Raw genomic sequence first — 22,570 nt, 5'->3', positions numbered from 1 at the left:
CGCTGTGAGCGCCGAAGTGAAGATTCTGTCCGTCGGCTACGCGGGCGAGAGGGTCGCCGGGACTGTCGCGCTGGTCCGCGACCGCGATTTCATCGCCGTGATCGATCCCGGAATGGTGGCCGATCGCTCGATGATCCTCGACCCGCTCGCCGCGGCCGGAGTCGACGCCGGCGCGGTGACGGACGTCGTGTTCAGTCACCACCATCCGGACCACACGCTCAACGCGGCGCTATTTCAGAACGCCCGCTTCCATGACTTCCAGGCGACCTACCAGAACGACCTGTGGGTGCCTCGCCAGTTCGCCGACGACTCGGACTTCAGCAGGCTCTCCGACGCGGTACGCCTGGTGCGGACGCCCGGGCACACCGCCCAGGACGTCACCACGCTCATCGAGACCGATGATGGGCTGGTCGCGTGCACGCACCTCTGGTGGTCGGAATTCGGCCCGCTGGACGACCCGTTCGCCGTTGACCGCGACGTGTTGCGAGCCTCCCGGGAGCGAGTGCTGGCCATGAATCCGGCGCTGATCGTGCCGGGCCACGGCCTGCCGTTCGCGCCGGACACCAAGACACCTTTCTAGGTCGACGCCATGCGGGCCGACGCGCGGTTTCTCGATCCCATCGGCTGCGAAGGCGTGACCGGGCGACACGGTGGTCGCCCGGCTCACGCCGCAGTGTGGACACCAGTGGCACAGTTCGTCACCGAAGATCAGAGGGAGCACGAGGTGCACCGGAGCGCACAGCAGCAAGCAGCAGGACGAGAGCTCTTCCGGCTCCTCGTCACCCTCACCGACCGGCTCCCGCAGGACTTCGTCGAAGAGCTGAGAGCCCGGCTCACGGGGGGTCACGAGGTCGAGGTCGCGCAGGCGATCGTGTTCGCCGCCGTCGCTGGGCCGGTGCCGCTGACCGAGCGGGACATCGATCTCCTGATCGCCACGCTCGCCGGCGCGGGCGAGGACACCACCATGGCGAGGGTCATCGAACGCTGCAGTTTCGCGAAGATGCGGGACTAGGTCACGGGCCGCAAGGCCGCAGCAGACCTGAGCTCGGAGAAGAGCAGCAGGTGCCCGTCGGAGGGCAGGTTGATGTCGTGCGACCCGGCCGGGATCGCGGAGAGGTCGAGCTTGGCGAGGTACGTCATGCCGTCTGGCCATTCGACACCTACCGGTGGGCTCGTGTTGCGCCCGATCAAGAGTCGGTTCGAGCCGCCGTGCGACCGCATGGCGCAGGAGTCGCGGAGACAGGCACCTCCGTCGACACGTTGCCCCGAGCGCGGCGGCGGCGGAGTCTCAGCGAAGAGCCGCGGTGTCCCGCACGAGGGGAGACGCTGGATCCGCGGGCGCCGCCGGGCTACGCACCACCCGGGCACCCGGGCGTGTCAGTGCCCGCCGTCACCCGGCCGACGGGGTCACTGGCATCCGACATCGTCAAATGATGGATTGAGAGCATGATGTCCACCTGGATCACCACCCCGATCAGCACCGACCTCCTGCACGGCGCGCTCGACGTGCAGCGCACCGCCCGTGGGGTGCTGCCGCATCGGTTGCCGGCTTGGGCACGTGCCCAGTACACCGACGGGCAACTCGCCATGGTGGAGGCTCAACCCGCCGGCGTGCGGCTGGCCTTCCGCACCCGTGCCACCGCTGTCGAGCTGGACACGCTGCCCACCCGGCACGCCTACATCGGCCTGCCGGGCCGCCCTGACGGTGTTTACGACCTGCTCGTCGACGGTCGGCTGACCGACCAGGCCAGCGTCACCGGCGGGGACCTGGTGACCATCGACCCGGCCAACGGGACCGTGGAGCGCCAGTCCGGTCCGCCCGGCACCGTCCGGTTCACCGGCCTGCCCGACGGGGTGAAGGACGTCGAGATCTGGCTGCCGCACTACGAGACCACCGAACTCGTCGCCCTGCGCACCGACGCCCCCGTCGAACCCGTACCCGACCGGGGGCGCCGGGTCTGGCTGCACCATGGCAGCTCCATCAGTCAGGGCTCCAACGCCACCAGCCCCACCGCCACCTGGCCCGCTGTCGTGGCGTCCCTCGGTGGCGTCGACCTGCTCAACCTCGGCTTCGGCGGCAGCGCGCTGCTCGACCCGTTCACCGCCCGCACCATGCGGGACATCAGGGCCGACCTCATCAGCGTGAAGATCGGCATCAACCTGGTGAACGCCGACCTGATGCGGCTGCGCGCCTTCACCCCGGCCGTGCACGGCTTCCTCGACACCATCCGGGAGGGCCATCCCACCACGCCGCTGCTTGTCGTCTCCCCGATCTACTGCCCCATCCACGAGGACACCCCCGGACCGGGCGCGTTCGACCTCACCGCCCTCAGCACGGGACAGCTGCGGTTCCGGGCCACCGGCGACCCGGCGGAACGGGCGAGCGGGAAGCTCACGCTCGGTGTCATCCGCGACGAACTCGCGCGGATCACTGCTCAGCGGTCGGCCGACGACCCGAACCTGCACCACCTCGACGGCCTCGACCTCTACGGCGCGGCCGACTTCGCCGAGCTGCCGTTGCCCGATCAACTCCATCCAGACACCGCCACCCACCGACGCATCGGCGAACGCTTCGCGAAGCGGGTGTTCAGCGTCGACGGTCCCTTCGCGGGCCCCAGCTCCTGACGGACCGGGTGAACCGGTGGGGAGGGGATCCAACCGTGAGACGCTGGCGATGCCGAATGAGCATGAACACCGCCAGTTCCGTCTTCGACCGCATGCCGGATCCCTGTCAGGGTCGAGTCCTGTCCGACCGGCGCCGCCGCGCCGGACCTCACGACACCGACAAGGAGTGATCATGGCGCTTGCGACACGCCGTCTGGTGGGCGCGCTGGCAGTGGTGTCACTTGCCGCCTGCGGTCCCGCCGATGCTGCCGGGCAGCCGACGCGGACCCCTGCGGCAACGGCGAGCCCGTCCACCGCCGCCGCTGACCGGGACCACGAGTTCCGGCGGCTGGAGGAGAGATTCGACGCGCGGCTCGGGGTCTACGCGATCGACACCGGCACTGGCCGGACCGTGCAGTACCGGGCCGACGAGCGGTTCGCGTACGCCTCGACGTTCAAGGCGTTGGCCGCCGCCGAGGTCCTCGACGAGACCACCGACGCCGAGCTGGACAGGGTGGTGCGGTACTCGGCGGACGACCTGGTGACCTACTCGCCGATCACGGAGCAGCACGTCGCTGACGGCATGACGCTGCGCGCGATCGCCGACGCGGCCGTGCGCTACAGCGACAACACCGCCGGCAACCTGCTGTTGCGCCAGCTCGGCGGACCACAGAAGTTCGAGAAGGAACTGCGCGAGATCGGAGACAAGGTCACCGATCCGGAGCGCTACGAGACCGCGCTCAACGAGGCCAAGCCGGGTGACCGGCGGGACACCAGCACCGCGCGGGCCCTTGCCGGGTCCCTGCGGGCGTACGCGGTCGGCGATGCCCTTGAGTCGGCGGACCGCGACATCCTCAACGGTTGGCTGCGGGGCAACACCACAGGCGACGAGCTGATCCGCGCCGGTGTTCCCGACGGCTGGGTCGTCGGGGACAAGACCGGGTCCGGCGGCTACGGCACCCGCAACGACATCGCGGTGATCTGGCCGCCGGATCGGGCGCCGATCGTCCTCGCGGTGTTGTCCAGCCGTGACGAGAAGGACGCCGACTACGACAACGCGCTCATCGCGAGGGCAACTGAGGTCGTGATCGCCGCGTTGTGACGGTCTGCCGGTGCGGGCGTCCGGGTCGCCAGCTGACTAACTCCACCAGGGCAGGGTGCCCGTGCGGAGGTGGTCGTGCAGTGTCCGGGCGACCTGCGCCATCGTCGCCTCGCTGGCTGGCTGGGCGGCGGCGGGTACCCGGGAGGCGGTGAGCGCGGCGACGGCGTACGACTGACCGTCGGCGTGGTCCGCCACCCCTATCTCGTGGCGCAGGTGCAGCAGGGTGCCGGTCTTTGACGACCAGCGGGACGCGTCGGAGGTGAAGTCCGGGGCGAGCCGCTGCCGGTGCAGGTTGTCGCCCAACAGGGCACGTACCCGATAGGCGGTGGCTTCCTGGATCGTCGAGGGGCGCCAGAGGGCGTGCAGCAGGTCGACGTAGGCCCGGGCCGAGCCGGTGTTGGCGCGGGTGACGTCGAGTTGGGCGACCGGGTGGCCCTGTCCGGGGGTCCCGGCGCCGATGGCGAGGGAATGGGCCAGGTGTACGTCGTCGGGGCCGAAACGCTCCGCAGGCGTGTCGGCGAGGTCGCCGACCCGGTGTCGTACGGCGATGCCCTCGATGCGCAGTCGCCGCAGCTCGGCGGCGACCTCAGCCGGCGGGACGAGGTCGAACAGGGCGTCGGCGGCGACCCCGTCGCTGATGGAGGTGCTCAGGTAGAGCAGGTCGTCCACGGCGATCCGCGCGGGATGACGGAAGCGGCTCAACCCGGTCGGGCCCGGTGTGGTGATCCGACCGGGCGGGACGTCGACAGGTGTCGCCGGGTCGAGTTCCCCGCGCGCGATCCGTTCGAGCACGGCGACCGCCAGCGGCACCTTCGCCAGCGACGCCGCCGGGTACGGGGTGTCCGCGTCGAAGCCGATCTCCTCGCCGGTGTCGAGGTTGCGGACCAGGAACGCGCCGCGCAACCCCGCCTCGTCGAGCAGGTCCTGGGCGTTGCGGACGACTGCGACGGCGCTCACGCGGGATCTCCTGTCGTGCCGACCCTGGCCGGCTCCGGGTGCACGTCGGGCGCGCCGAGGCATCGGGCGATGTCCGCGTACAGGACCGTGCTGAGCTGATCGAGGTCCTCGCGTACGCCGGCGGCGACGTCGTAGCCGCGTAGGAGCCGTGGGCCGACGAGGGGGCACCAGTGCAATCCGAAGTCCTCGGCCTGTTGACGGGAGCAGAGCAGCAGGTCGGGGGAGCCGAGGGCCGCTGCCGCGGCGTCCACGAGGGACGGGGCGACCGTCACCTGGGCCGGCACCAGGCCGGCCGACTGGCCGGCACGGGTCAACGGATCCCGCAGGTGAGCGACGTCGTCCTCGGGTTGGATCAGGACCCGCCGGCGTGCCTGCGTGCGGGCCCGGCCGCTGCGCAACGTCTCCAGGAACACCGTCGGCGCCGGGAAAGGGGTCCGGGCGGCCAGCCCGAGCTGCACCTGCCAGGACGCCCCCGCCTCGGGAACCGCCACGATCCCGGCACCGGCCTCCAGGGTCTGACAGAGCCGGGCGCGCTCCGACGGCCCGGCCGGCCGTACCTCCAGGTGGATCCGCTGCCGCCGCGCCGCGACCACCAGATCGGCGAGGCGGCGCGGCGGGCAGATCTCGGGTACGGCGACCCGCAGCGGACGCAACCGCGCACGCTCGGCGTCGTCGCCCATGGCATCGGCGAGGTCGACCAGGCGCCGGGCCGACGGCAGCATGTCCTGCCCGAACGACGTCAGCCGCACCGCGCGGGACGACCTGTCGAACAACCGCGCCCCGAAATGCTCCTCCAGTGCGGCGATGCGGCGACTGGCGACCGACTGGGGAATACCCGCCGCGGCGGCTCCGGAGGTGAAGCTGCCGTGGCCGCTGACCGCCACGAAGGCCCGGCAGGCGGCGACGACATCCACCCACCGAACGTATCGCGGCCGCGTGCCGCCCTGAACGGCAGCCGACTGGCGACGTCTTCTCGCGGAGCGTCTCGGATCATCCGCCCCGTCTGAGAGCAGGCAGCGTCTACTCCGCGATAGCGGTCGCCTCCAGTTCGACGAGCACGTCGGGCTCGAAGAGGTAGTCCACGCCGATCAGCGACGCCGGCGGAAGGGGCCAGGGCAGGCCGAGTTCCTCGACGACCGACTCGATCCCGGCCATGAACGGCCCGATCTTCTCGGGTGCCCAGTCGGTCACGTAGAAGGTCAACCGGACCACGTCCTCGAATGAGGCGTCGGCTCCGGCGAGGGCCCGGCCGGTGTTGCGCAGCGCCTGCGCCACCTGCCCGGCCAGGTCGCCGGGAGCAACGGCTGTGCCGTCGCCCAGGCGTGCGATCTGACCGCTCACGTGAATGTGACGCGACCCGGTAGCCACCGCCACGTGAGCGTAGGGCGTGTGCGGCTGAAGACCGTCGGGGCTGAAGCGGGTGACAGGCATCGTGTCTCCTCTGGTGGAACCAGCTAGGTTTACTATTGATACCTAGTTGACGAAGGACACTTCAAGGAGACCTGGTTTCATGCGCGATACCACCCCCGCCCGGGCCAGCGAGCTACGTATCGACGCGCCTCACCGCGAGCTGCTCGACCAGGTGTTGGACAAGTGGTCGCTCAGCGTTCTCAACGAACTGTGCGAGCGCCCGAGCAGGTTCAACGAGCTGCGCCGGGCGGTTCCGGCGGTGACGCAGAAGTCGCTCACGGCGACGCTGCGACGACTCGAGCGCAACGGGATCATCGAGCGCCACGTCGTAGCTACCCGCCCGGTCGCCGTGGAGTACCGGATCACCCCGCTGGGGAAGACCCTGCGTGCACCGATCGACACCCTCCTCGAGTGGGCGGACGCGTACATGCCGCAGATCGAACACGCCCGCACGGCGTTCGACGCCCAGATCGACTAACGAGGATGGGCCGCGACCGCGGTGCTACGCGTACGGGTCCGCTGGCGGCGAACTCGTCGAGCACCGCGGTCACCGCGTCATCGGGCGGGGGTGCGGAGCAGTCGCTCGACCACGTCGCTGAGGGTGGTCACCGCCGGGCCGTCCGGTGTGGTGACCACCACGAGGTGGTGGCGGGTGTTCCGCATCCTGGCCAGGGCTTCGTAGACGAGCGTCGAGCCGTCCAGCACGAGAACGTCGCGCATCACCTCGCCAGCGGTCCGGTCGTCCGGTTGGTCCATGGTGTCGCGGACGTGCACCACGCCGACGGCCGCGCCGTCACGCAGCACCACCACCCGCAGGTGGCCCGTGGCGCGGGCCGTCGCGCGGACGGTGAGCACCGTGTCGGCCGCTTCGACCGAGGTCAACCCGCGTTCCGGGCCGGTGAGGTCGGCCAGGGTGAGCTGGTCAAGATCGAGGGCATCGGTGAGTTGCGCGGAGTACGACGCGTCGAGCGCACCGACGTTCGCCGAGTGCTCGACAAGGTGCCGCAGGTCGGCGGCGTTCTGGCCGGTGGCGATGGTGTCCCGGGGCTCGACGCCCACCCGGCGCAGGCACCAGTTCGCGCTGGCGTTGAGGGCACGCAACACCGGGCGGGTGAGCCACATGAAGCCGCGCATCGGGATCGCCAGGAAGATGGCGGTCTTCTCCGGGTGCGCGATGGCGTACGACTTCGGTGCCATCTCCCCCACGACAAGGTGCAGGAAGGTGACGACCAGCAGCGCCAGCGCGAACCCGACCGCGTCGGCAGTCCAGCCCGGCGCGCCCCAGGACAGAAACACGGGGGTCAGCGCGTAGTTGACGGCTGGCTTGGTGACCGCGCCGAGGCCGAGTGCGCAGGCGGTGATGCCGAGTTGGCAGCCGGCCAGCAGCACTGTCAGCTCGTCGAAGCTGCGCACCGCTGCCCGGGCCGACCGGCTGTGCTCGGAGCGCGCGTCGAGGCGGTGCCGGCGTGCCGCCAGCAGCGCGAATTCGGCTGCCACGAAGAAGGCGCTGAGCACGATCAGCACTACGGTGACGGCCACCACGACCCAGGGGTTGCCGATCACCGGTTCTCCTCCGTACGTAGCCGGACCAGCGACGGGACGTGCCGTTCCAGCTCCATCACCTCGAGTGTCAGGAACACCGCGTCGAGGCTCAGCTCAGCCGTGGCACCTGGGGCAGGTAGCTCGCCGATCAGTTCGATGACCAGGCCGGCGAGGGTCTCGCTGTCCGATTCGGGTAGGTCGTGCCCGATGATGCGTTCGACCTCGTCCAGTGGCAGTTGGCCGGCAAGTTCCCAGGCGCCGTCCGCCGGCCCGACCGGCAGCGTGGCCACTGTGGTGTCGTCGTGTTCGTCCTCGATCTCCCCGACCAGCTCCTCGGCAAGATCCTCGACGGTGACCACGCCGGCCAGCCCGCCGTGCTCGTCGAGCACGCAGGCGAGCTGGGCGCGCCGCTCGGTGAGGGTCTGCACGACCCGGGGCAGCGGCATCGACGTGGGGACCAGCACCGGTGGCCGCATGATGTCGGCGACTGTGCGGGCGGCGTCGCGGTCGACAGCGAGCAGGTCGGCGAGGTGCACCACTCCGATCACGTCGTCGCGCTCGTCGAGCACCGGGTAGCGCGAGTGGCCACCGGCCATCGTGGCCCAGAGTTCCTGGGTGGTCAGGTCGGGCTCCACGACATCGACCCGGGCCCGCGGAACCATCGCGTGGGCGGCGTCACGGTCGGGGAAGTCGAGCACCCTGTCGAGCAGCATCGACAGCTCGGCGGGGAGATCACCGGAGTCGCGGGACTCGCTGACGATGTATTCGAGGTCGCGGCGGCTGGCAGCGTGTTCCACGTCGTGCACCGGCTCCATGCCGAAAAGGCGCAGCAGGGCATTGGAAGACTTGTCGAAGAAGGCGATGATCCAGCCGAACACCCGCAGGTAGACCTGGGTGGAGCGGGCCAGCCAGACGGCCACCGGCTCGGGTCGCGAGATGGCGAGGTTCTTCGGGAACAGCTCGCCGAACAGCATCTGTACGAACGTCGAGAGCAGCAGCGCGCTCACAGTGCCGACGACGATGCCGACACCGGTCGGGACGCCGACGCCGCCGAGGGCTGTGCCGAGCGACTTGCCGACCAACGGTTCGGCGACGTACCCCACAAGCAGGGCGGTAACGGTGATCCCGAGCTGGGCGCCGGACAGCATGAACGACGTCCGCCGGGTCACGTCCAGTGCCCGACCTGCGGCCTTGTCACCCGCCGCCGCGCGGGCCTTGAGCCGCGACCGGTCGACGGCCATGTACGCGAATTCCTGCGCCACGAAGTAGCCGGTGGCTGCCGTGATCACCAGGATCACCAGCAGCCCCAGGAGGAGGCTCAACACCCACACGTCGTCGCGCTCCTGCTGTTTGTCGCCTCAGATGAATCAGGCCCGCGCCAGCGGGCCAAAGGTCTCAGGCGGTGGTCTGCGCCCATCAAGGTCGTGCTCCTCCTCGTACCGACAGTGCCGGAAGCTTGGCACGGCTTTCTGGAAGCAACCTGGTAGCTCCGCTGCTAGCTGACCAGGAAAAACGTGTTCCGATCGCCGCCAGGCTGGATCAGCCCGCGTAGCCCGATGTGAGCTGCGCGGCACCTGCGAACTTTGCCCCGGGCGCGCCGTCATTACCTGAGCGACGACGCATACGCGCCTGATCGGAGACGCCAAGTGATGGCCTGGATCACCCGCAAGCTCGCCTTGACCCCTGCCCGTCGTCACCCGGTCAGATCGCATTCCCGACCGTCGACGGAGAGGCCGCCCGTGATCGACCTAGGCTCGTACGCCGTGGTGCGACAGGGGTATGCGAAGGGCCGCGTGGCAGCGCGGCATCGGGCCGTGACCGTGACGTTGGCACTGGAGCTCGTTCTCGTGCTGCTCGGCTGCGGCGCGGCGTGGCAGGTCGCAGCCGGCGGTGGGGCGCGTCAGGCAACGGCGACCGGCCTCCTGGGCTCCGATTTCGTCGACATCAGCTTCGTCGCGCCCGGCCCGACCTCGTCCGCCACGGCGCCCGGCGCGGCGACCGGCACCTACACCTGGGACTGCGGCCGCAACGAGAACGGCCACCGCAACACCGCAAACATCGTGGTGGCGCCTGGCTTTCCCGGGCAGCCGCATCACGTGCACGATTACGTGGGCAACCTCTCCACCGCCGTCGGCTCGACGCCGAAGACCCTCTCGGCCGCGGGGACGACCTGCGGCAACGGCGACCGGTCGACGTACTTCTGGCCGGTGCTCCGTACGGTCGGGCCGATGGACGCCGGGGAGCACGCCGTCCACGGCGGCGAGATCCAGGTGCCTGTCGACGTGACGCTCGCCTTCTCCGGCAACCCCCGAGGAAACGTCGTGCCGATGCCGCAGCAGCTCGCCGGCACGGTCGGGGACGCGGTGGCTTTCACGAACGGTCCCCAGAAAGCAGCAGCGACCTGGACCTGCTCCAGCACCCCGGAGCGCCGCACCACCGCGTACCCCCGGTGCCCGGCCGGTGATCAGGTGCAGAGGGTCTTCGACTTTCCGAGCTGTTGGGACGGGCGGCAGGTGGACAGCGAAAGCCACCGCGCGCATCTGGTCTTCCCGTCCCCTGACGGCTCCTGCGCCCGCAACACGTTTCCGGTGCCGCAGCTCCGGCTGACAGTGGCGTACGACATCGCGCCGGATGCCCTGTTCCGGATCGACGCCTTCGAGGGCCAGAACAACAGCCCGCTGACCGATCACGCGTTCTTCGTCAACCTGATGCCGGAGCCCCTGATGGCGAAGGTCGTGGACTGCCTCAACAGCGGGCAGAGCTGCCAGGACGATTGACCGTACGCCGAGGTGGTCGTACCTCACTGAGGACGCGCTACCTCGAACCGGCCGTCGGAGGACACCACCGTGACCGTGATCGTCTTCGGTGCGCCGGCGACCTGCGCGGAGCAGGAGAAGCGGCTGCCCACAGTGACCGGCCGGCCCGGCGGGCAGGTGACGAGGTCGGCGTCGAGCAGGTAGTCGTCACGCAGCACCGACAGCACCCCCTGCTGCAACGCCGCTGTGTCGAAGACCTTCTTGTCGAGGAATCCGGGCCGGGTCAGGCCCAGCACGGCCACCAGCGCCACCACTGCCACGACCGGGCCGGCAACGGCGATCACGAGTCGCCGGGAGAAACGCCGCCGACGCTCAGGGGGCGCCGTCGAGCCGGTGGACGCCGGGCCCCACTGCGCCGGTGGTGCCGGTGCCCAGCCAGGGGCGGGCGTCGGGGAGTCGCCGTCGGATCCCCGGTACGAACTGGTCAACGTCGTCTCCTCCGGATTCAGGGGGCGGTGGGCGTGGTGACCACCTCGGGCAGGGAGGTGGTGCGGTCACCGACCGGACTGATCGCGAACCAGGTGCCACCAACCCCCTGGCCGTTGATGTCGCCCGGCTTGGCGTCCTTGTCGAACAGGTAGACGGGCCAGCCGTCGATGGTCACCTGGCAGGTGCCGTCGGCCCGCTCCACGTAACCGACGAGCTTCGGGTTGATCCCACTCGGGTAGATCTGCCCGCCCCCCTTGACGAGAAGTGGCGGCCACGTCTTCGCGCAGTCGCCGTTGCAGTTCGACTTCGACGGCTTTGCGGTGTCCTTGTCGAACCGGTAGAGCGTCCGGCCCTGCCCGTCGGCGACGTACGTGCCGATGTCTTCGGACGCCGTCGCGTTCAACTGGATGATGTTGCTGCCCCGCCCGGTGTCGGGTGCGGGCGTGAGGGGGACGTCGGACGGGCCGCTGTAGATCCGTACGCGACCCTGGGTCTTCGCCACCGTCGGCGCCGGCTGCGGGGCCGACGGAGCGTCGACCACCTCGGGTGTCGTGTCGGCGCCGACGGTCGGGCTCGGCGCGGTCGCCTGTGACGCGGCCGCTGTGGCCGGCGCCGCTGGTCCGGTCGTGGCGTCATCACATGCGGCCAGGACGGCCACGCTTGCCAACGCGATCGCCGTCCGGGCGATCCGGCTGTGCAACAGCATCTCTGTTCCACCTCGTGTTCGGAGGACCGTGCCCGTGCGCGCGGTCCGGCACCCACACGGTGCGGTCGGCGAAGTGGTTCACCGTCGGGATCGGACGAGTCTGCCGTCACGAGGTCGCACCCTGCGCTGAACCGTTTCGGGCCAGCGTCCGTGTGGGTGGCGGCACCAGCGAAGGGCAGCCCAGGAATGACCGCCCGGAGCCGGCGAAACGATGACACGAGGGGAGCGCAACGTGGCCACGTACCACATCGTCAGCGAGGACATCGAGGAATCTTCGACCTGGCTGAAGCAGAACATGCAGACGCTGCTGGACGGGATGAACCAGGCCAAGAGCAAGATCGACACCCTGATCCAGGGTGGCTACAACACCCCGGCCGCGCAGCAGAAGTTCGGCCCGTACTTCGACGAGTACAAGGGCAGCGTCGACCAGACGCTGAACGGCATGGAGGGCATCAGCCAGTACCTCTCGCAGGTCAGCACCGCGTTCTCCGACACGGACAACCAGACCGGGGCCAGCCTCGGCCGCTGAACGACCGGCCGGACCCGGGGCCGCGTGGTGATTCGCTCACCACGCGGCCCTCGGCCGTTTCCTCCGCCGGACCATCCGACCAGGAGAATCTCGTGCGCCTGCAGCTCACCGTTGCGGATCCGTCCACCGCCGTCATCGACTACCAGATCGAGGCTGCCCCTGACACCACCGTCGGGGAACTCGCCGAGGCGCTCGCCGCGCGTCGGCCGGAGCCCGCCGGCACACCGCCGACGATCTTCGTCGCCGGTGCGCCGCTGGATCCGCGACTCACCTTCGCCGAAGCCCCGCTGCGGCAGGGCACGGTGCTCGGCCTGGACCGCCCGGTGCCCGAGGCGTCCGCGCAACAGCCGGGTCTGATCGAGGTACGGGTGGTCAGCGGCACCAACGCCGGTGCGGTCCATCAGCTCGACCTCGGTGAACACACCATCGGCACCGCCAGCACCAACCGCGTACGCCTCACCGACCTCTCGCTCGCCGCCGTCGTGGCGTCGGTGCGGGTCACCCCCGACGGAACGTGCCGTGTGCGACCGGTCGGACCCAGCCTCCTGCTCGACCGGGTCGAACTCGACGACGAACAGGTCTGGCCACCCGGCGGTCAGCTCGCCGTCGGATCGTCCCTGCTGGAGCTGCGCAAACCGGTCCGGGCGGAGGCCGCACTGCAGATCTCCGAGGATCGCACCGGCCTTGACTACAACCGCCCGCCCCGGTTGCTGCCGGAGGCCCGCACCACCCAGTTCACGCTTCCCACACCACCGTCGCCTCCGGAACGGCGACCGCTTTTGCTGATCACGGTGCTGGCACCGCTTGTCGTCTCCGGAGCCGCGTACCTCATCACCGGCAACCCGCTGACGCTGCTCTTCGCCATCCTGTCGCCGGTGGCGCTGATCGCCGGTCAGGTCGGCGCCCGACGCCAGGGGAAAGTCAGCTACCGTACGCGGCTCGCCGACTACGAGGCCAAGAGGGAGCGGATCAGCACCGACGCGCAGGAGGCACTGACCGCCGAGCGGCTGGCCCGGCGGGACAACTTCCCCGACCCCGCCGCCGTACGGCTGATCGCTGTGGGACCCGAGCGCCGCCTGTGGGAACGGCGACGCACCGACCCCGACTTCCTCGAACTGCGGGCCGGCAGCGCCGACCTCCCGTCCGAGGTGGTGCTCCGGGATCCGAGCCAGGACGAACACCGCCGGGAGGTCCGGTGGAGCGCCCTGGACGTGCCGGCGACAGTGCCGCTCCGCAAACACGGCGTGGTCGGCATCGCCGGTGACGCCGCCGCCCGGGTGACAGCCCGCTGGATGGTCGCGCAGGCGGCCACCCTGCACAGCCCCGAGGACCTCCAGATCTACCTGCTCGCCGGCGCGGGCGACGAGGAGGGCTGGTCCTGGGTCGGCTGGCTACCGCACGTGGCGCCGCGCGACGGCCAGGGCACTCTCGCCACCGTCGGAACCGACACTCAGACCACGGCCCGACGGGTTGCCGAACTGGTCGCCGTGATCTCCGCCCGCGCCGCCGAACGGTCCGACGCGGCCTTCCGCGACATCCTCGTGGTGCTCGACGGGGCACGCCGGCTGCGTTCCCTGCCCGGGGTGACGCAGATCCTGCGGGAAGGACCCGCCGTCGGGGTGTACGCGATCTGTGTCGACGCCGAGGAGAAGCTCCTGCCGGAGGAGTGCCAGGCCGTCGTCGCCGAACAGACCGACGGCTCGCTGCTGGTGACCCGTACGCTCGCCGCGCCGATCCCCGGCGTGCATCCGGATCTGCTCTCGACGGAGTGGCTGCGTACCGTTGCCCGCGCGCTCGCCCCGCTGCGTGACACCGGCGGCGCGGACGACGGCGCCGTACTGCCGGACGCGAGTCGGCTGCTCGACGTGCTCGGCATGGAGCCGCCGGAGCCGGACGCGGTGGCGGCCAGGTGGACCACCGGAGGCCGGACCACCGAGGCGGTGCTCGGCGTCTCGCTCGACGGGCCGTTCGCGCTGGACCTGAAGCGGGACGGGCCGCACGCCCTGGTCGCCGGCACCACCGGATCCGGCAAGTCGGAGCTGTTGCAGACCCTCGTCGCCTCGCTCGCCGTCGCCAACCGGCCGGACGCGATGACCTTCGTGCTGGTGGACTACAAGGGCGGCAGCGCGTTCAAGGACTGCGTCCGGTTGCCGCACACGGTCGGCATGGTCACCGACCTCGACACGCACCTGGTGAGTCGGGCGCTGACCTCGCTCACGGCCGAGCTGCGGCGGCGGGAGCACATCCTCGCCGAGGCGGGGGCGAAGGACATCGACGACTACGTCGACCTGCTGCGCCGCGAACCGACACGGACCCCGATGCCGCGACTGTTGATCGTGATCGACGAGTTCGCGTCGATGGTCCGCGACCTGCCGGACTTCGTGACCGGGCTTGTCAACATCGCGCAGCGGGGCCGGTCGCTCGGCATCCACCTGGTGCTGGCGACCCAGCGTCCGGGCGGGGTCGTGTCGCCCGAGATCCGGGCGAACACCAACCTGCGGATCGCGCTGCGCGTCACCGACACCAGCGAGAGTCAGGACGTGCTGAACGCCCCCGACGCCGCCTCGATCCTGAAGTCGACGCCGGGCCGGGCCTTCGTACGCCTCGCGCAGTCGTCGCTGGTGCCGTTCCAGGCCGGGCGGGTCGGCGGGTTCCGCCCGGGTGCCCGCGTCGACGTCCGGCAGCCGCCCTGGCTCGCACCCGTCTCGTGGACGGACCTCGGCCGGCCCGTACCCACCCGCCCTGGCGTGAAGGCGGAACCATCCGCCGAACTCACCGACCTCGCCGTGCTGGTGGAGGCCGTCCGGAGCGCCAGTGAGCAGTTGGCCATCCCGCCGCAGCACAGCCCGTGGCTACAGGCACTGCCGGACACGCTCACCGTCGATGCCCTTCCCCCGCCCCGCGGCAGCGGCTACCACCTGGCCCCGGTGTCGTACGGCCTTGTCGACCTGCCGGCCCAGCAGGAGCAGGCGCCGCTGGAGCTGGACCTGGGGACGCTGGGGCACCTGCACATCATCGGTTCGTCGCGCAGCGGCCGGTCCCAGGCGTTGCGGACGATCGCCGGCACCGTGGCCCGCACCCACTCCACAGCAGACGTCCACCTCTACGGCGTCGACTGCGGCAACGGGGCACTGCTCGCCCTCGCCGAGCTGCCGCACTGCGGTGCTGTGGTGCAGCGTACGGAGGCCGAACGGCTCGGTCGCCTGTTCACCCGACTCGTCGCGGAGCTGGGACGCCGGCAGCAACTGCTCGCGTCCACCGGCTCGGCCGGGCTCGTGGAGTACCGGGCCGGCGTGGCCGGGGCCGACCGACCGCCGCACATCCTCCTGTTGCTGGACCGGTTCGAGGTCTTCGACAAGACGTTCGCCGACTACGACAACGGCAACGTCATGGCGGCCCTCCTGACTCTGCTGCGCGAGGGCGCCGGCGCAGGCATCCACGTGGTGCTGGCCGGCGATCGGAGCATGTTCACCACGAGGATTTCCTCGACCACGGACGACAAACTGGTGCTCCGGCTGAGCGAACGCAGCGACTACAGCATGGTCGGCATCAACTACCGGCAGCTGCCGGACGAGATCGGAACGGGCCGGGCGATCCGGGCGGTCGACAGCGCGGAGGCGCAGATCGCCCTGCTCACGAAGGACAGTTCCGGCCAGGGGCAGGCCCGCGCCATCGCTGCGATCGCCGAGGCGGCGCGGCTGCGGGACTCCGAGGTCGGCGACGCCGCCCGCCCGTTCCGGATCGACGTACTGCCGGACGAGCTGACCCTGGCGCAGACCAGCGGCCTGGCGCGGCCCAGCAGACCACTATGGACGATGCTGGGGGTCGGCGGGGACGAACTCTCGGCAATCGGCCCGGACCTCGGGACCAATTCCACGTTCATCCTGGCGGGACCGCCACGCTCGGGGCGGAGCACGACACTGCTCACGATGGTCGCCGGTCTGTTGACGAAGGGGACACCCGTGGTGATCGCGGCACCCCGCCGGTCGCCGCTGCGGGACCTCGCCGGCCTGCCCGGCGTACTCGACCTGGTGACGAGCGAGAACTTCACCTCCGCCGGGCTGGCGGCGGCCCTCGACGGTCGTGCCGGACCCGCCGTTGTCGTCCTGGACGACGCCGAGCAACTGCTCAAGTGCGATGCCGGCAGCGACCTCGGTGACATCGCGCGGGTCGGAACGGAGAAGGGCCTCGGCCTGATCATGGGGGGCTCGATCGACGGGCTCTCCAGCGGTTTCGGCGGCTGGCACGTCGACGCCCGCCGGAACCGCCAGGGAGCGCTGCTCAGCCCGCAGGGCCTCGGCGACGGTGAGCTGATCGGCGCAAAGCTCTCCCGCGGCCAGCTCGGCGGCGGGCGGCCGGGCCGGGTGCTCGCGCATTTCGGCGACGGCAAGCTGCATCTGGTGCAGGTGCCCCGGACCGAGCCCGCTGTGCTGCGAGAGCTGCTGGGCGGGGCCGGCGAAGCCGCGTAGACGCCACCGATCCGGACTCCGCTGGTAAGGCCGGGGTACCGAAACGCGATCGGGGGGACACCCCCCAGGTGTCCCCCCGACGCGGGCCGGCAGCCATCCCCTAGCTGCCGACCTCCCCCACGGAGGCCGCCGGCGGCGTGAGCGCGGCGGCCTCCCCCTCATAGGAGAAAGCAAGCGTCGCGGTGATCGTGGCGAACAGCTCGAACAGCTCCTTCGCCTCCGCGATGTTCGGGCTGGAACCGGTTACCACCAGCACGTTCGCGGTGCCCGGCAGCGGTACGACGGTGTGCATCACGGCGCAGCGCATTGTGGCGCCGTCCTGGGTCACGTTCTGAATGCCGTGGATCCGGCCGACGGTGCCGATCGCGGGGATCTGTGCGGTGCTCACCCGACGCCAGGTCCCGTCGGCACGGACGGGCTGCACGACAGCTGTCAACGCGCCGAGAATGTCCCCGGTCGCGGGCGGGTTGACCACCGACACCAGCACCGTTGCGGTGAGCGGGCCGTCCTCGTACACCTGGAAGGTGCCGGCGGCGTGCACCGCGCCGGCGTTGCGAGCCAGCCGCACCGACCGGCGTAGCTGCTCGGCGTACTGACCCGCCTGCTGCTCGGTGAACCCAGCCTCGACGGCCCGCGTCCACACCTCGTTCGCCACCCGGTTCTCGCTCGCCTCGTCGTCGACCGAGAAGTCGACCCAGTCCTCCGGCGTACGCAACTCGAATCCGGTCGGGACAGTCGCTTCGGTCATCGACGTGACTCCTCCGCTTGTCAACTCGTGGCCCCCGCAGGGTTCTCCAGAGCGGCGACCGTCTGCTCGTCGGTTTCCCGGAACGCGTCGGCCACCGCCTTCGCGGCGTCGCGGACCCCGTCGAGGTCCTTGGCGATGACGTACCGTCCGTCACCCCACCGCTTCTCGAACTCGCGCGCGGCACCTTCCAACTCGCGCTGCCCGAGCGTGTCGACGACAGCGCCCATCGACCTGATCGACGCGCTGTCCATCAGCTCCTTGGTGCGTCGCAGCAGGTCGTGCACCCGCTCCAGTTCCCCACCGGGTACGTCGATCACGCTCATGCCGGCACCTCGGTGCCGAGCCTGATCCGCTCGCTCATCCCCGCTTCCCTTCCCGACCGGTCAACCACTTCCCGCCGTACACGGGCGGTCGGGCGGATTGGTTCAGCCGGGCTGAACCGATCCCGCATCCGCTACGTGTGCGAGTCGGCTTCCGGCGTCGACCGGAGCGGCGGGACCGATCGGGTGCGATGGGGAGGTTGGGCATGACGCGTCCAGGGGACGCCGAGTGGTCGGTGTTGCAACTCGACTCCGATCCGGTGCCGGGTGATCCGGAGTCCTTCGCGGAGATCACGCGGGCCTACCAGGAGCTGGCCACCGCCACCCGGGAGGCGCACGACCTGCTGGCCTCCGGCGGCCGGATCGACGTGGGCCAGGGCAAGGCGATGGAGGCGTTCAAGGATCTGGTCGGGCAACTGCCGGGTCGGCTGGACCGGATGGCGCATTCCTACTCCACCGCCGCGGAGACGTACCTGAGGTATCTGCCGTCCCTTGAGGAGGCGCAGACGATGTCGCTGCGTGCCCTGGAGCAGGCGCGGCAGGCCGCCGGTGACCAGGGCGCGGCGCAGGCGGCACTGGTCTCGGCGCAGGCGGCGCTCACCGGGCTCGGTGCGGATCCGGAGGCGGGCCAGGTCGCCAGGGACGAGGCGACCGACGAGGCCACCGCTGCGCAGAACCGCGCCGACGACGCTCAGCAGGCCATCGACCAGGCGAAGGCGTTGCTGGGTCAGGCCACCGCGCTGCGCGACCAGGCGGCTCGGACGGCAGCCGAGACGTTGCGGCAGTTGGCGAAGGACGCTCCGCAGCGGTCGCTCTGGGAGAAGATCGTCGAGGCGTTCGAGGCGTTCATCGACTTCCTCCGCAGCACCGTCATCGAGTGGATCACCACAATCCTGGACGTGATCGCGACGATCGCGTCGTTCATCTTCCCGCCACTCGGCGCGGCAATCGGGATGCTCTCCGGCGCGATCGACCTCGCCGCCACGGCGCTGTCCGGGGACCCTGCCGCGATCGGGTTGGCCGCTGGCGGTCTGGCCCTCGGCCTGGTCCCGGGCGGCCGCATCGCCTCACGGGTCATGAAGTTCGCCGCCAAGGGCACGATCAAAGACGGCGTCAAGGCTGGCACCAGACAACTCACCAACACGAAAAGCCCCGACGCGACGAGCTATGGCCCAGGGAAGATGATCAAGGGTGCATTCGTGTCCGTCGGGCAGAACCTGAACGACCTAAGCAACGTTGTGTCGGCACGGTTGAGACCCCGACCCCCGGTGAACGAGAGCACCATCGTCGGCAAGAACAGTTGGGGCATCAGGACGACTTTCGACCTCAAGGAGGTCCGGGCCGACCCGGTTCTCGACGCTCACGGCCGGCAAGTCGGTGTGAGTTTTCCGTTGAGCGACCGCGACAGGCAGAGCCGCAAAGAGTGGGCGGCCATCGGGACCAACCTCGCCACCGGCCGATACGAGGGCCCGGACCTGGCCCCCGACGGTCGAAAAGTTTTCAAGAGCGCGCCTGGCCTCATGCCAGCTGAGGCGGCGGGTAAGTCGCGCAACGGGCCAGCGCCGGAATTCGAGTTCGATCAGCTTCGTCGCGCGCCCTGGGACGGGGAAGCGAACGACCCAATTCTTGTCATGGCGCACAGCGGTCCGAAGGACGTTGGGCTGCAGCTGAGCAACGGCAAGGTGGTCAACGTACCGGGTGGGGAATTCGCCAAGGTGCTACACCACAACACGGTGTTCCAGAGCGCGACCGGGGCTAACCCCGGCAGTTCAATCACCATGATCGCCTGCAAATTCGCTGCGCCGGATGGCAGCGCCGCCCCAGAGTTCAGCCGGGTGATGCGTGACCTCGGCAATGATCGGCAGATCTACGCCGCGACCGACACCGTGTGGACCACTCGCGCAAATGATTTCGGCAACACACTCAATCCCAACGTCATGAGCGGGGATTTCGCCACCATTGCGGTCTCCAACAGCGGAAAGTTCCGCCCGCTGGTCTCTCCAGCTGACCTGCCCCCTCCGCGGCTTCCCGACTTGGACTTGGGCGAGCAACTGCCCGACTTCAGCCGGTAAGCGTCTGCGGACAGAGCTAATGAACAGTAGACAGGACAGAAGGAAGGATCGTCCATGGGCGCATTCGTCGAATTAAAGCCGAGCGGTTCTTTCAAGGGGGCGGCCAGGTGAGCAAACAGGACGAAACTGGTTTTGAGCGTAACTGGATGCTGCTGCTGGACAGTGACTGGTCGCCGCCACCGGAGGCTGACGACCGGTCCCGGGCGGTACCGCCGGTGGAGTCGATCGTCGGCGGTTGGCTCGTCAACGACGAGGGAACGGTTGAGGCCTTCGAGCCCAACCCGCTCTATCTGCCCGTCGGCGAGGACGCGCCGACCGGACCTGTCGATGCGGCGGCGAAGCTGGTCGTGGCAGGGCGTGCCGAGCCGAGCATTGTGGTGCTCGCGATACGTGACAGCCTGGTCGAGGTCGCGGTCGACGACGAGGAACGCGTCATCGTGGCCCCCGCTCCCGACGGGGTGCCGTGTGTGTGGGTCACCACGGGGGCGGCGGACCAGCTTCGGGTGTCAGCACCAGGCTGGCTGCGGGTCAGTAGCGCCGAGTTGGTGGAGCTGCTACCCGAGGACGTCGACGTGCTGCTCAACCCGGGCGGTTCCGCCTCGATGCGGCTGTTCGCCAACGTGCTGCGCGAGGCCGTCGTCGGAGCGAACGAGCCCGGCGAATCCTGGGCGGGCGCGGAGCTTTCTACGGATCCGGGGCCGAGATGAACCCGTCGGTTCCGAGTGCGTGTTCGGCTCGGCCGAATCCACGCCTGCGGCTCATCAGTGCGAGTTACGGCTTCGCCGTGAGCGGGGTATTCGTGCGGCGGCTGCTCCGTACCGCCTTTGCCTGTGCGTCGCGCACGGCGGGGGGCGGGTTGCTGGCCGTCGCTGCTGTGTTCCTGCTCCTGCCGCTGAGTGTAGGCACGGCGAGCGCCGTCGAGCCGTCGGCGCCGTACTGGGTGGTGCCTGGAGAACCAGGCGCGGTGAGCGACCTGACGCTGCCCGGGGTCGCCGACCGGGTGCTCGGCGACAGTCAGCGCTGGCCGGAGATTTTGGAGCTCAACCAGGGGCGTATCCAGCCGGACGGCGGCGCGCTCACGGACCCGGCTCAGCCGATCCGCGCCGGCTGGGTGTTCGTCCTGCCCGAGGGCGCGACCTCCGGTGAGATCCGGGTCGGCACGCCGCCGGCGGCCAGGCCAAACGAAGGGCAGCCCGAGGCACCACCTGTCGACCGACCACCGCCGGTGGCGGACGGCGGCGGGATGCTGGGGCTCCGACCGGTCACAGCCACCTTGGTCGGTGTCGGCACGGTGCTGCTGACGCTCGCCGTGCCGATGCTGATCATGCTGGTCCGGCGACGCCGCGCGGCCGTGGCGGCGCGACCGGCCCCGACCCCGGGCTCACGGCAGGTTCTGGACCGCGCCCTGCGGCAGCTCACCGCGCAGGCCGCCCAGGCCAAGGTGTACGCGGCGCTGATCGGTCCGGAGCAGGTCTCACTGCGGCTGGCACCCGCGCTGCCGGACGCGCCGCCTCCGTGGCGGGCGCGGGAGCAGGGTGCGATCTGGGAGGCGCCGAGCTGGCAGTTCGACGAGAGCGTCGACGCGGGCGACGGGTTGCCGCTGCTGGCCACCGTCGGCACGGTCGAGGGCGAGTTGGCAGTGGTCAACCTGGGCCGCGCGCCGGGAATCGTCGCGCTCACCGGGGATCCGGTAGCTGCCATGCGCACAGCCCGAGCCTTCCTCGACGAGATCGGCTGGCACGCCGCAGCCGCGTCCCTCACGGTCAGTGTGGTAGGCCCGCCGTCGCCCATGTGGCCGCCATCGGAGCAGGTACGGGTCGTTCCCGACGCGCGTTCGGTCCTGACGTCGCCCGGTGACGGCGCGACCGGTCAGCCCGACGTGCTGCACGACCACCTGGTGCTTGTCACCACCACGCTTCCGCAGGCGGAGCTGGAGCAGCTCGGCGCGCTTGCGGCCGCCTCGGTCGGTACGGCGGCGGTAGTGGTCGTCGGCGACGTACCGAACGCCGCCTGGCGGTTCGAGGTCGATGCCGACGGGACGCTCGACGTCGGTGTGCTGGGGCTCGACCTCGACAGCCCGGCACCGAGTGGTCGGCTCGTCCCGAACCTGCGCCGCTGACCCGTCTTCCCCGCCCGGACACGTCGATCGATTGGTGTGACGATGATGGCACTCACCCCCCGTACCCTGGCCGGTTCCCTCGCGCTGACGCTCGCGCTCCTGGCCTCCGGGTGCACCACCACTGTCACCGACCCGGTCGGCGCACCGCAGCCGGAGGCCGGCGGGCCGGGGCCGCAGCCAAACGCGGCGCAGAGCTCGCAGGGGTCCGCCGCGCCGGACGACCTGGGGCAGCGCAGCCGGGACGGGGGTTACTGGCCGGCGTCGGTGCAGCTCGGCGAACACCCGGAACTCGGCCCTGTGGTTCTCGACGGGCAGGGCTTCACGCTCTACCGGTTCGACCGGGACAACGCCGCACCCTCGCAGTCGAACTGCACGGAGAGTTGCCTGACCCGGTGGCTGCCGGTGCTGGTGAACGAAAAGGTGAAGTTCAAGGATCTTGACCCGTCCCGGCTCGGCGCAGCGGCCCGTCCCGATGGAACCCAGCAGGTGACGGTGGGCGGGTGGCCGGCCTACCGCTTCGTGGACGACCGGGTGCCCGGCCAGATCTCCGGACAGGGTGCCGACGGGCTCTGGTTCGTCGTCGCTCCGGACGGAGGCAAGGCCGCCGCACCGATCGGCCAAAACGGCGAAAGTTCACCCAGGTGAGCATAGAAACACATGCGCTCCGGGCTGCCGGTTTTCGCAAGTACGGCAGGCATCCTGGTGACCCGGATGCGCCGGTGGCCACGCCAGCGCGGGGTCAGCAGA

At 70.3% G+C, this 22,570-nt stretch carries 22 protein-coding genes; 12 read left to right on the top strand and 10 right to left on the bottom strand.

What is annotated here, in order from left to right:
• The first annotated feature begins 4 nt into the window (after positions 1-4).
• Together ADK66_RS00295 and ADK66_RS00290 are read left to right on the top strand one after the other, a co-directional pair.
• Positions 5-580, top strand: coding sequence for an MBL fold metallo-hydrolase (locus ADK66_RS00295; RefSeq protein WP_053651451.1), 576 nt, complete (start codon positions 5-7; stop codon positions 578-580).
• A gap of 9 nt (positions 581-589) precedes the next feature.
• Complete coding sequence (locus ADK66_RS00290; protein WP_157552125.1) at positions 590-1,012, top strand: hypothetical protein; 423 nt, start codon at positions 590-592, stop codon at positions 1,010-1,012.
• Here the strand turns inward: ADK66_RS00290 and ADK66_RS32540 are convergent.
• Complete coding sequence (locus ADK66_RS32540) at positions 1,009-1,140, bottom strand: hypothetical protein (protein ID WP_255352997.1); 132 nt, start codon at positions 1,138-1,140, stop codon at positions 1,009-1,011. The genes ADK66_RS00290 and ADK66_RS32540 overlap by 4 nt on opposite strands.
• A 306-nt stretch (positions 1,141-1,446) precedes the next feature.
• Here ADK66_RS32540 and ADK66_RS00280 point away from each other — a divergent pair, with 306 nt between their 5' ends.
• Together ADK66_RS00280 and bla are read left to right on the top strand one after the other, a co-directional pair.
• A complete protein-coding gene (locus ADK66_RS00280; protein ID WP_197281381.1) occupies positions 1,447-2,625 on the top strand; it encodes an SGNH/GDSL hydrolase family protein in 1,179 nt (392 codons plus the stop codon).
• 172 nt (positions 2,626-2,797) lie between these two features.
• Positions 2,798-3,706: a class A beta-lactamase gene (gene bla, locus ADK66_RS00275; RefSeq protein ID WP_053652298.1), complete on the top strand. Its 909-nt coding sequence runs from the start codon at positions 2,798-2,800 to the stop codon at positions 3,704-3,706.
• 36 nt (positions 3,707-3,742) lie between these two features.
• On the opposite strand, the gene ADK66_RS00270 is transcribed toward bla, so the two are convergent.
• From ADK66_RS00270 to ADK66_RS00260, 3 genes are all read right to left on the bottom strand, one after another.
• Positions 3,743-4,663 carry a serine hydrolase gene (locus tag ADK66_RS00270; RefSeq protein WP_053651444.1) on the bottom strand — a complete coding sequence of 307 codons (921 nt, stop codon included), beginning with the start codon at positions 4,661-4,663 and terminating at the stop codon, positions 3,743-3,745.
• The gene (locus ADK66_RS00265) at positions 4,660-5,577 is read right to left on the bottom strand and encodes a LysR family transcriptional regulator (protein WP_053651441.1); all 918 of its coding nucleotides are present in this window, start codon (positions 5,575-5,577) and stop codon (positions 4,660-4,662) included. Before ADK66_RS00265 ends, ADK66_RS00270 begins: the two co-directional genes overlap by 4 nt.
• 106 nt (positions 5,578-5,683) lie before the next feature.
• Positions 5,684-6,094 carry a RidA family protein gene (locus ADK66_RS00260; protein WP_053651439.1) on the bottom strand — a complete coding sequence of 137 codons (411 nt, stop codon included), beginning with the start codon at positions 6,092-6,094 and terminating at the stop codon, positions 5,684-5,686.
• A gap of 79 nt (positions 6,095-6,173) precedes the next feature.
• Between ADK66_RS00260 and ADK66_RS00255 the strand changes: the two genes are divergently transcribed.
• Positions 6,174-6,551, top strand: a complete 378-nt coding sequence (locus tag ADK66_RS00255) for a helix-turn-helix domain-containing protein (RefSeq protein ID WP_053651437.1) — start codon at positions 6,174-6,176, stop codon at positions 6,549-6,551.
• A 77-nt stretch (positions 6,552-6,628) separates the two neighbouring features.
• On the opposite strand, the gene ADK66_RS00250 is transcribed toward ADK66_RS00255, so the two are convergent.
• Both ADK66_RS00250 and ADK66_RS00245 read right to left on the bottom strand, forming a co-directional pair.
• Positions 6,629-7,636: a hemolysin family protein gene (locus tag ADK66_RS00250; RefSeq protein ID WP_231639850.1), complete on the bottom strand. Its 1,008-nt coding sequence runs from the start codon at positions 7,634-7,636 to the stop codon at positions 6,629-6,631.
• Positions 7,633-8,937, bottom strand: coding sequence for a hemolysin family protein (locus ADK66_RS00245; RefSeq protein ID WP_197281380.1), 1,305 nt, complete (start codon positions 8,935-8,937; stop codon positions 7,633-7,635). The genes ADK66_RS00250 and ADK66_RS00245 overlap by 4 nt, the downstream gene beginning before the upstream one ends.
• Before the next feature lie 492 nt (positions 8,938-9,429).
• On the opposite strand from ADK66_RS00245, the gene ADK66_RS00240 reads away from it, so the two are divergent.
• The gene (locus tag ADK66_RS00240; RefSeq protein ID WP_231639849.1) at positions 9,430-10,392 is read left to right on the top strand and encodes a DUF1996 domain-containing protein; all 963 of its coding nucleotides are present in this window, start codon (positions 9,430-9,432) and stop codon (positions 10,390-10,392) included.
• Positions 10,393-10,415: 23 nt separating this feature from the next.
• Here the strand turns inward: ADK66_RS00240 and ADK66_RS30385 are convergent, their stop codons facing one another.
• Entirely contained in the window at positions 10,416-10,859 is a 444-nt protein-coding gene (locus ADK66_RS30385) for a DUF4333 domain-containing protein (protein ID WP_167946585.1), read from the bottom strand.
• A gap of 17 nt (positions 10,860-10,876) precedes the next feature.
• Positions 10,877-11,566: a hypothetical protein gene (locus ADK66_RS00230; protein WP_082377090.1), complete on the bottom strand. Its 690-nt coding sequence runs from the start codon at positions 11,564-11,566 to the stop codon at positions 10,877-10,879.
• 232 nt (positions 11,567-11,798) lie between these two features.
• Between ADK66_RS00230 and ADK66_RS00225 the strand changes: the two genes are divergently transcribed.
• Positions 11,799-12,095 (top strand): WXG100 family type VII secretion target, encoded by a 297-nt coding sequence (locus ADK66_RS00225; RefSeq protein ID WP_167946587.1) that lies wholly within the window; start codon positions 11,799-11,801, stop codon positions 12,093-12,095.
• 92 nt (positions 12,096-12,187) lie between these two features.
• Entirely contained in the window at positions 12,188-16,564 is a 4,377-nt protein-coding gene (locus ADK66_RS00220; protein WP_053651429.1) for an FtsK/SpoIIIE domain-containing protein, read from the top strand.
• 100 nt (positions 16,565-16,664) lie between these two features.
• Here ADK66_RS00220 and ADK66_RS00215 read toward each other — a convergent pair whose 3' ends face one another.
• Entirely contained in the window at positions 16,665-17,312 is a 648-nt protein-coding gene (locus ADK66_RS00215) for a hypothetical protein (protein WP_053651427.1), read from the bottom strand.
• A 20-nt stretch (positions 17,313-17,332) separates the two neighbouring features.
• Positions 17,333-17,635 carry a hypothetical protein gene (locus ADK66_RS00210; protein ID WP_053651425.1) on the bottom strand — a complete coding sequence of 101 codons (303 nt, stop codon included), beginning with the start codon at positions 17,633-17,635 and terminating at the stop codon, positions 17,333-17,335.
• A gap of 233 nt (positions 17,636-17,868) precedes the next feature.
• Between ADK66_RS00210 and ADK66_RS00205 the strand changes: the two genes are divergently transcribed.
• From ADK66_RS00205 to ADK66_RS00190, 4 genes are all read left to right on the top strand, one after another.
• Positions 17,869-19,704 carry a hypothetical protein gene (locus ADK66_RS00205; protein WP_157552123.1) on the top strand — a complete coding sequence of 612 codons (1,836 nt, stop codon included), beginning with the start codon at positions 17,869-17,871 and terminating at the stop codon, positions 19,702-19,704.
• Between the two features lie 146 nt (positions 19,705-19,850).
• Positions 19,851-20,411 (top strand): type VII secretion system-associated protein, encoded by a 561-nt coding sequence (locus ADK66_RS00200; RefSeq protein ID WP_053651421.1) that lies wholly within the window; start codon positions 19,851-19,853, stop codon positions 20,409-20,411.
• Positions 20,412-20,668: 257 nt separating this feature from the next.
• Positions 20,669-21,823 carry a hypothetical protein gene (locus ADK66_RS00195; protein WP_157552121.1) on the top strand — a complete coding sequence of 385 codons (1,155 nt, stop codon included), beginning with the start codon at positions 20,669-20,671 and terminating at the stop codon, positions 21,821-21,823.
• A 45-nt stretch (positions 21,824-21,868) separates the two neighbouring features.
• Positions 21,869-22,468, top strand: a complete 600-nt coding sequence (locus ADK66_RS00190; protein ID WP_167946597.1) for a hypothetical protein — start codon at positions 21,869-21,871, stop codon at positions 22,466-22,468.
• Positions 22,469-22,570: the final 102 nt, after the last annotated feature.

This window comes from Micromonospora sp. NRRL B-16802 (assembly GCF_001279555.1).
Lineage (GTDB): Bacteria > Actinomycetota > Actinomycetes > Mycobacteriales > Micromonosporaceae > Micromonospora > Micromonospora profundi.
The sequence above is the reverse complement of the archived record's forward strand: the minus strand, read 5'-3'. Positions and strand labels throughout refer to the sequence as shown.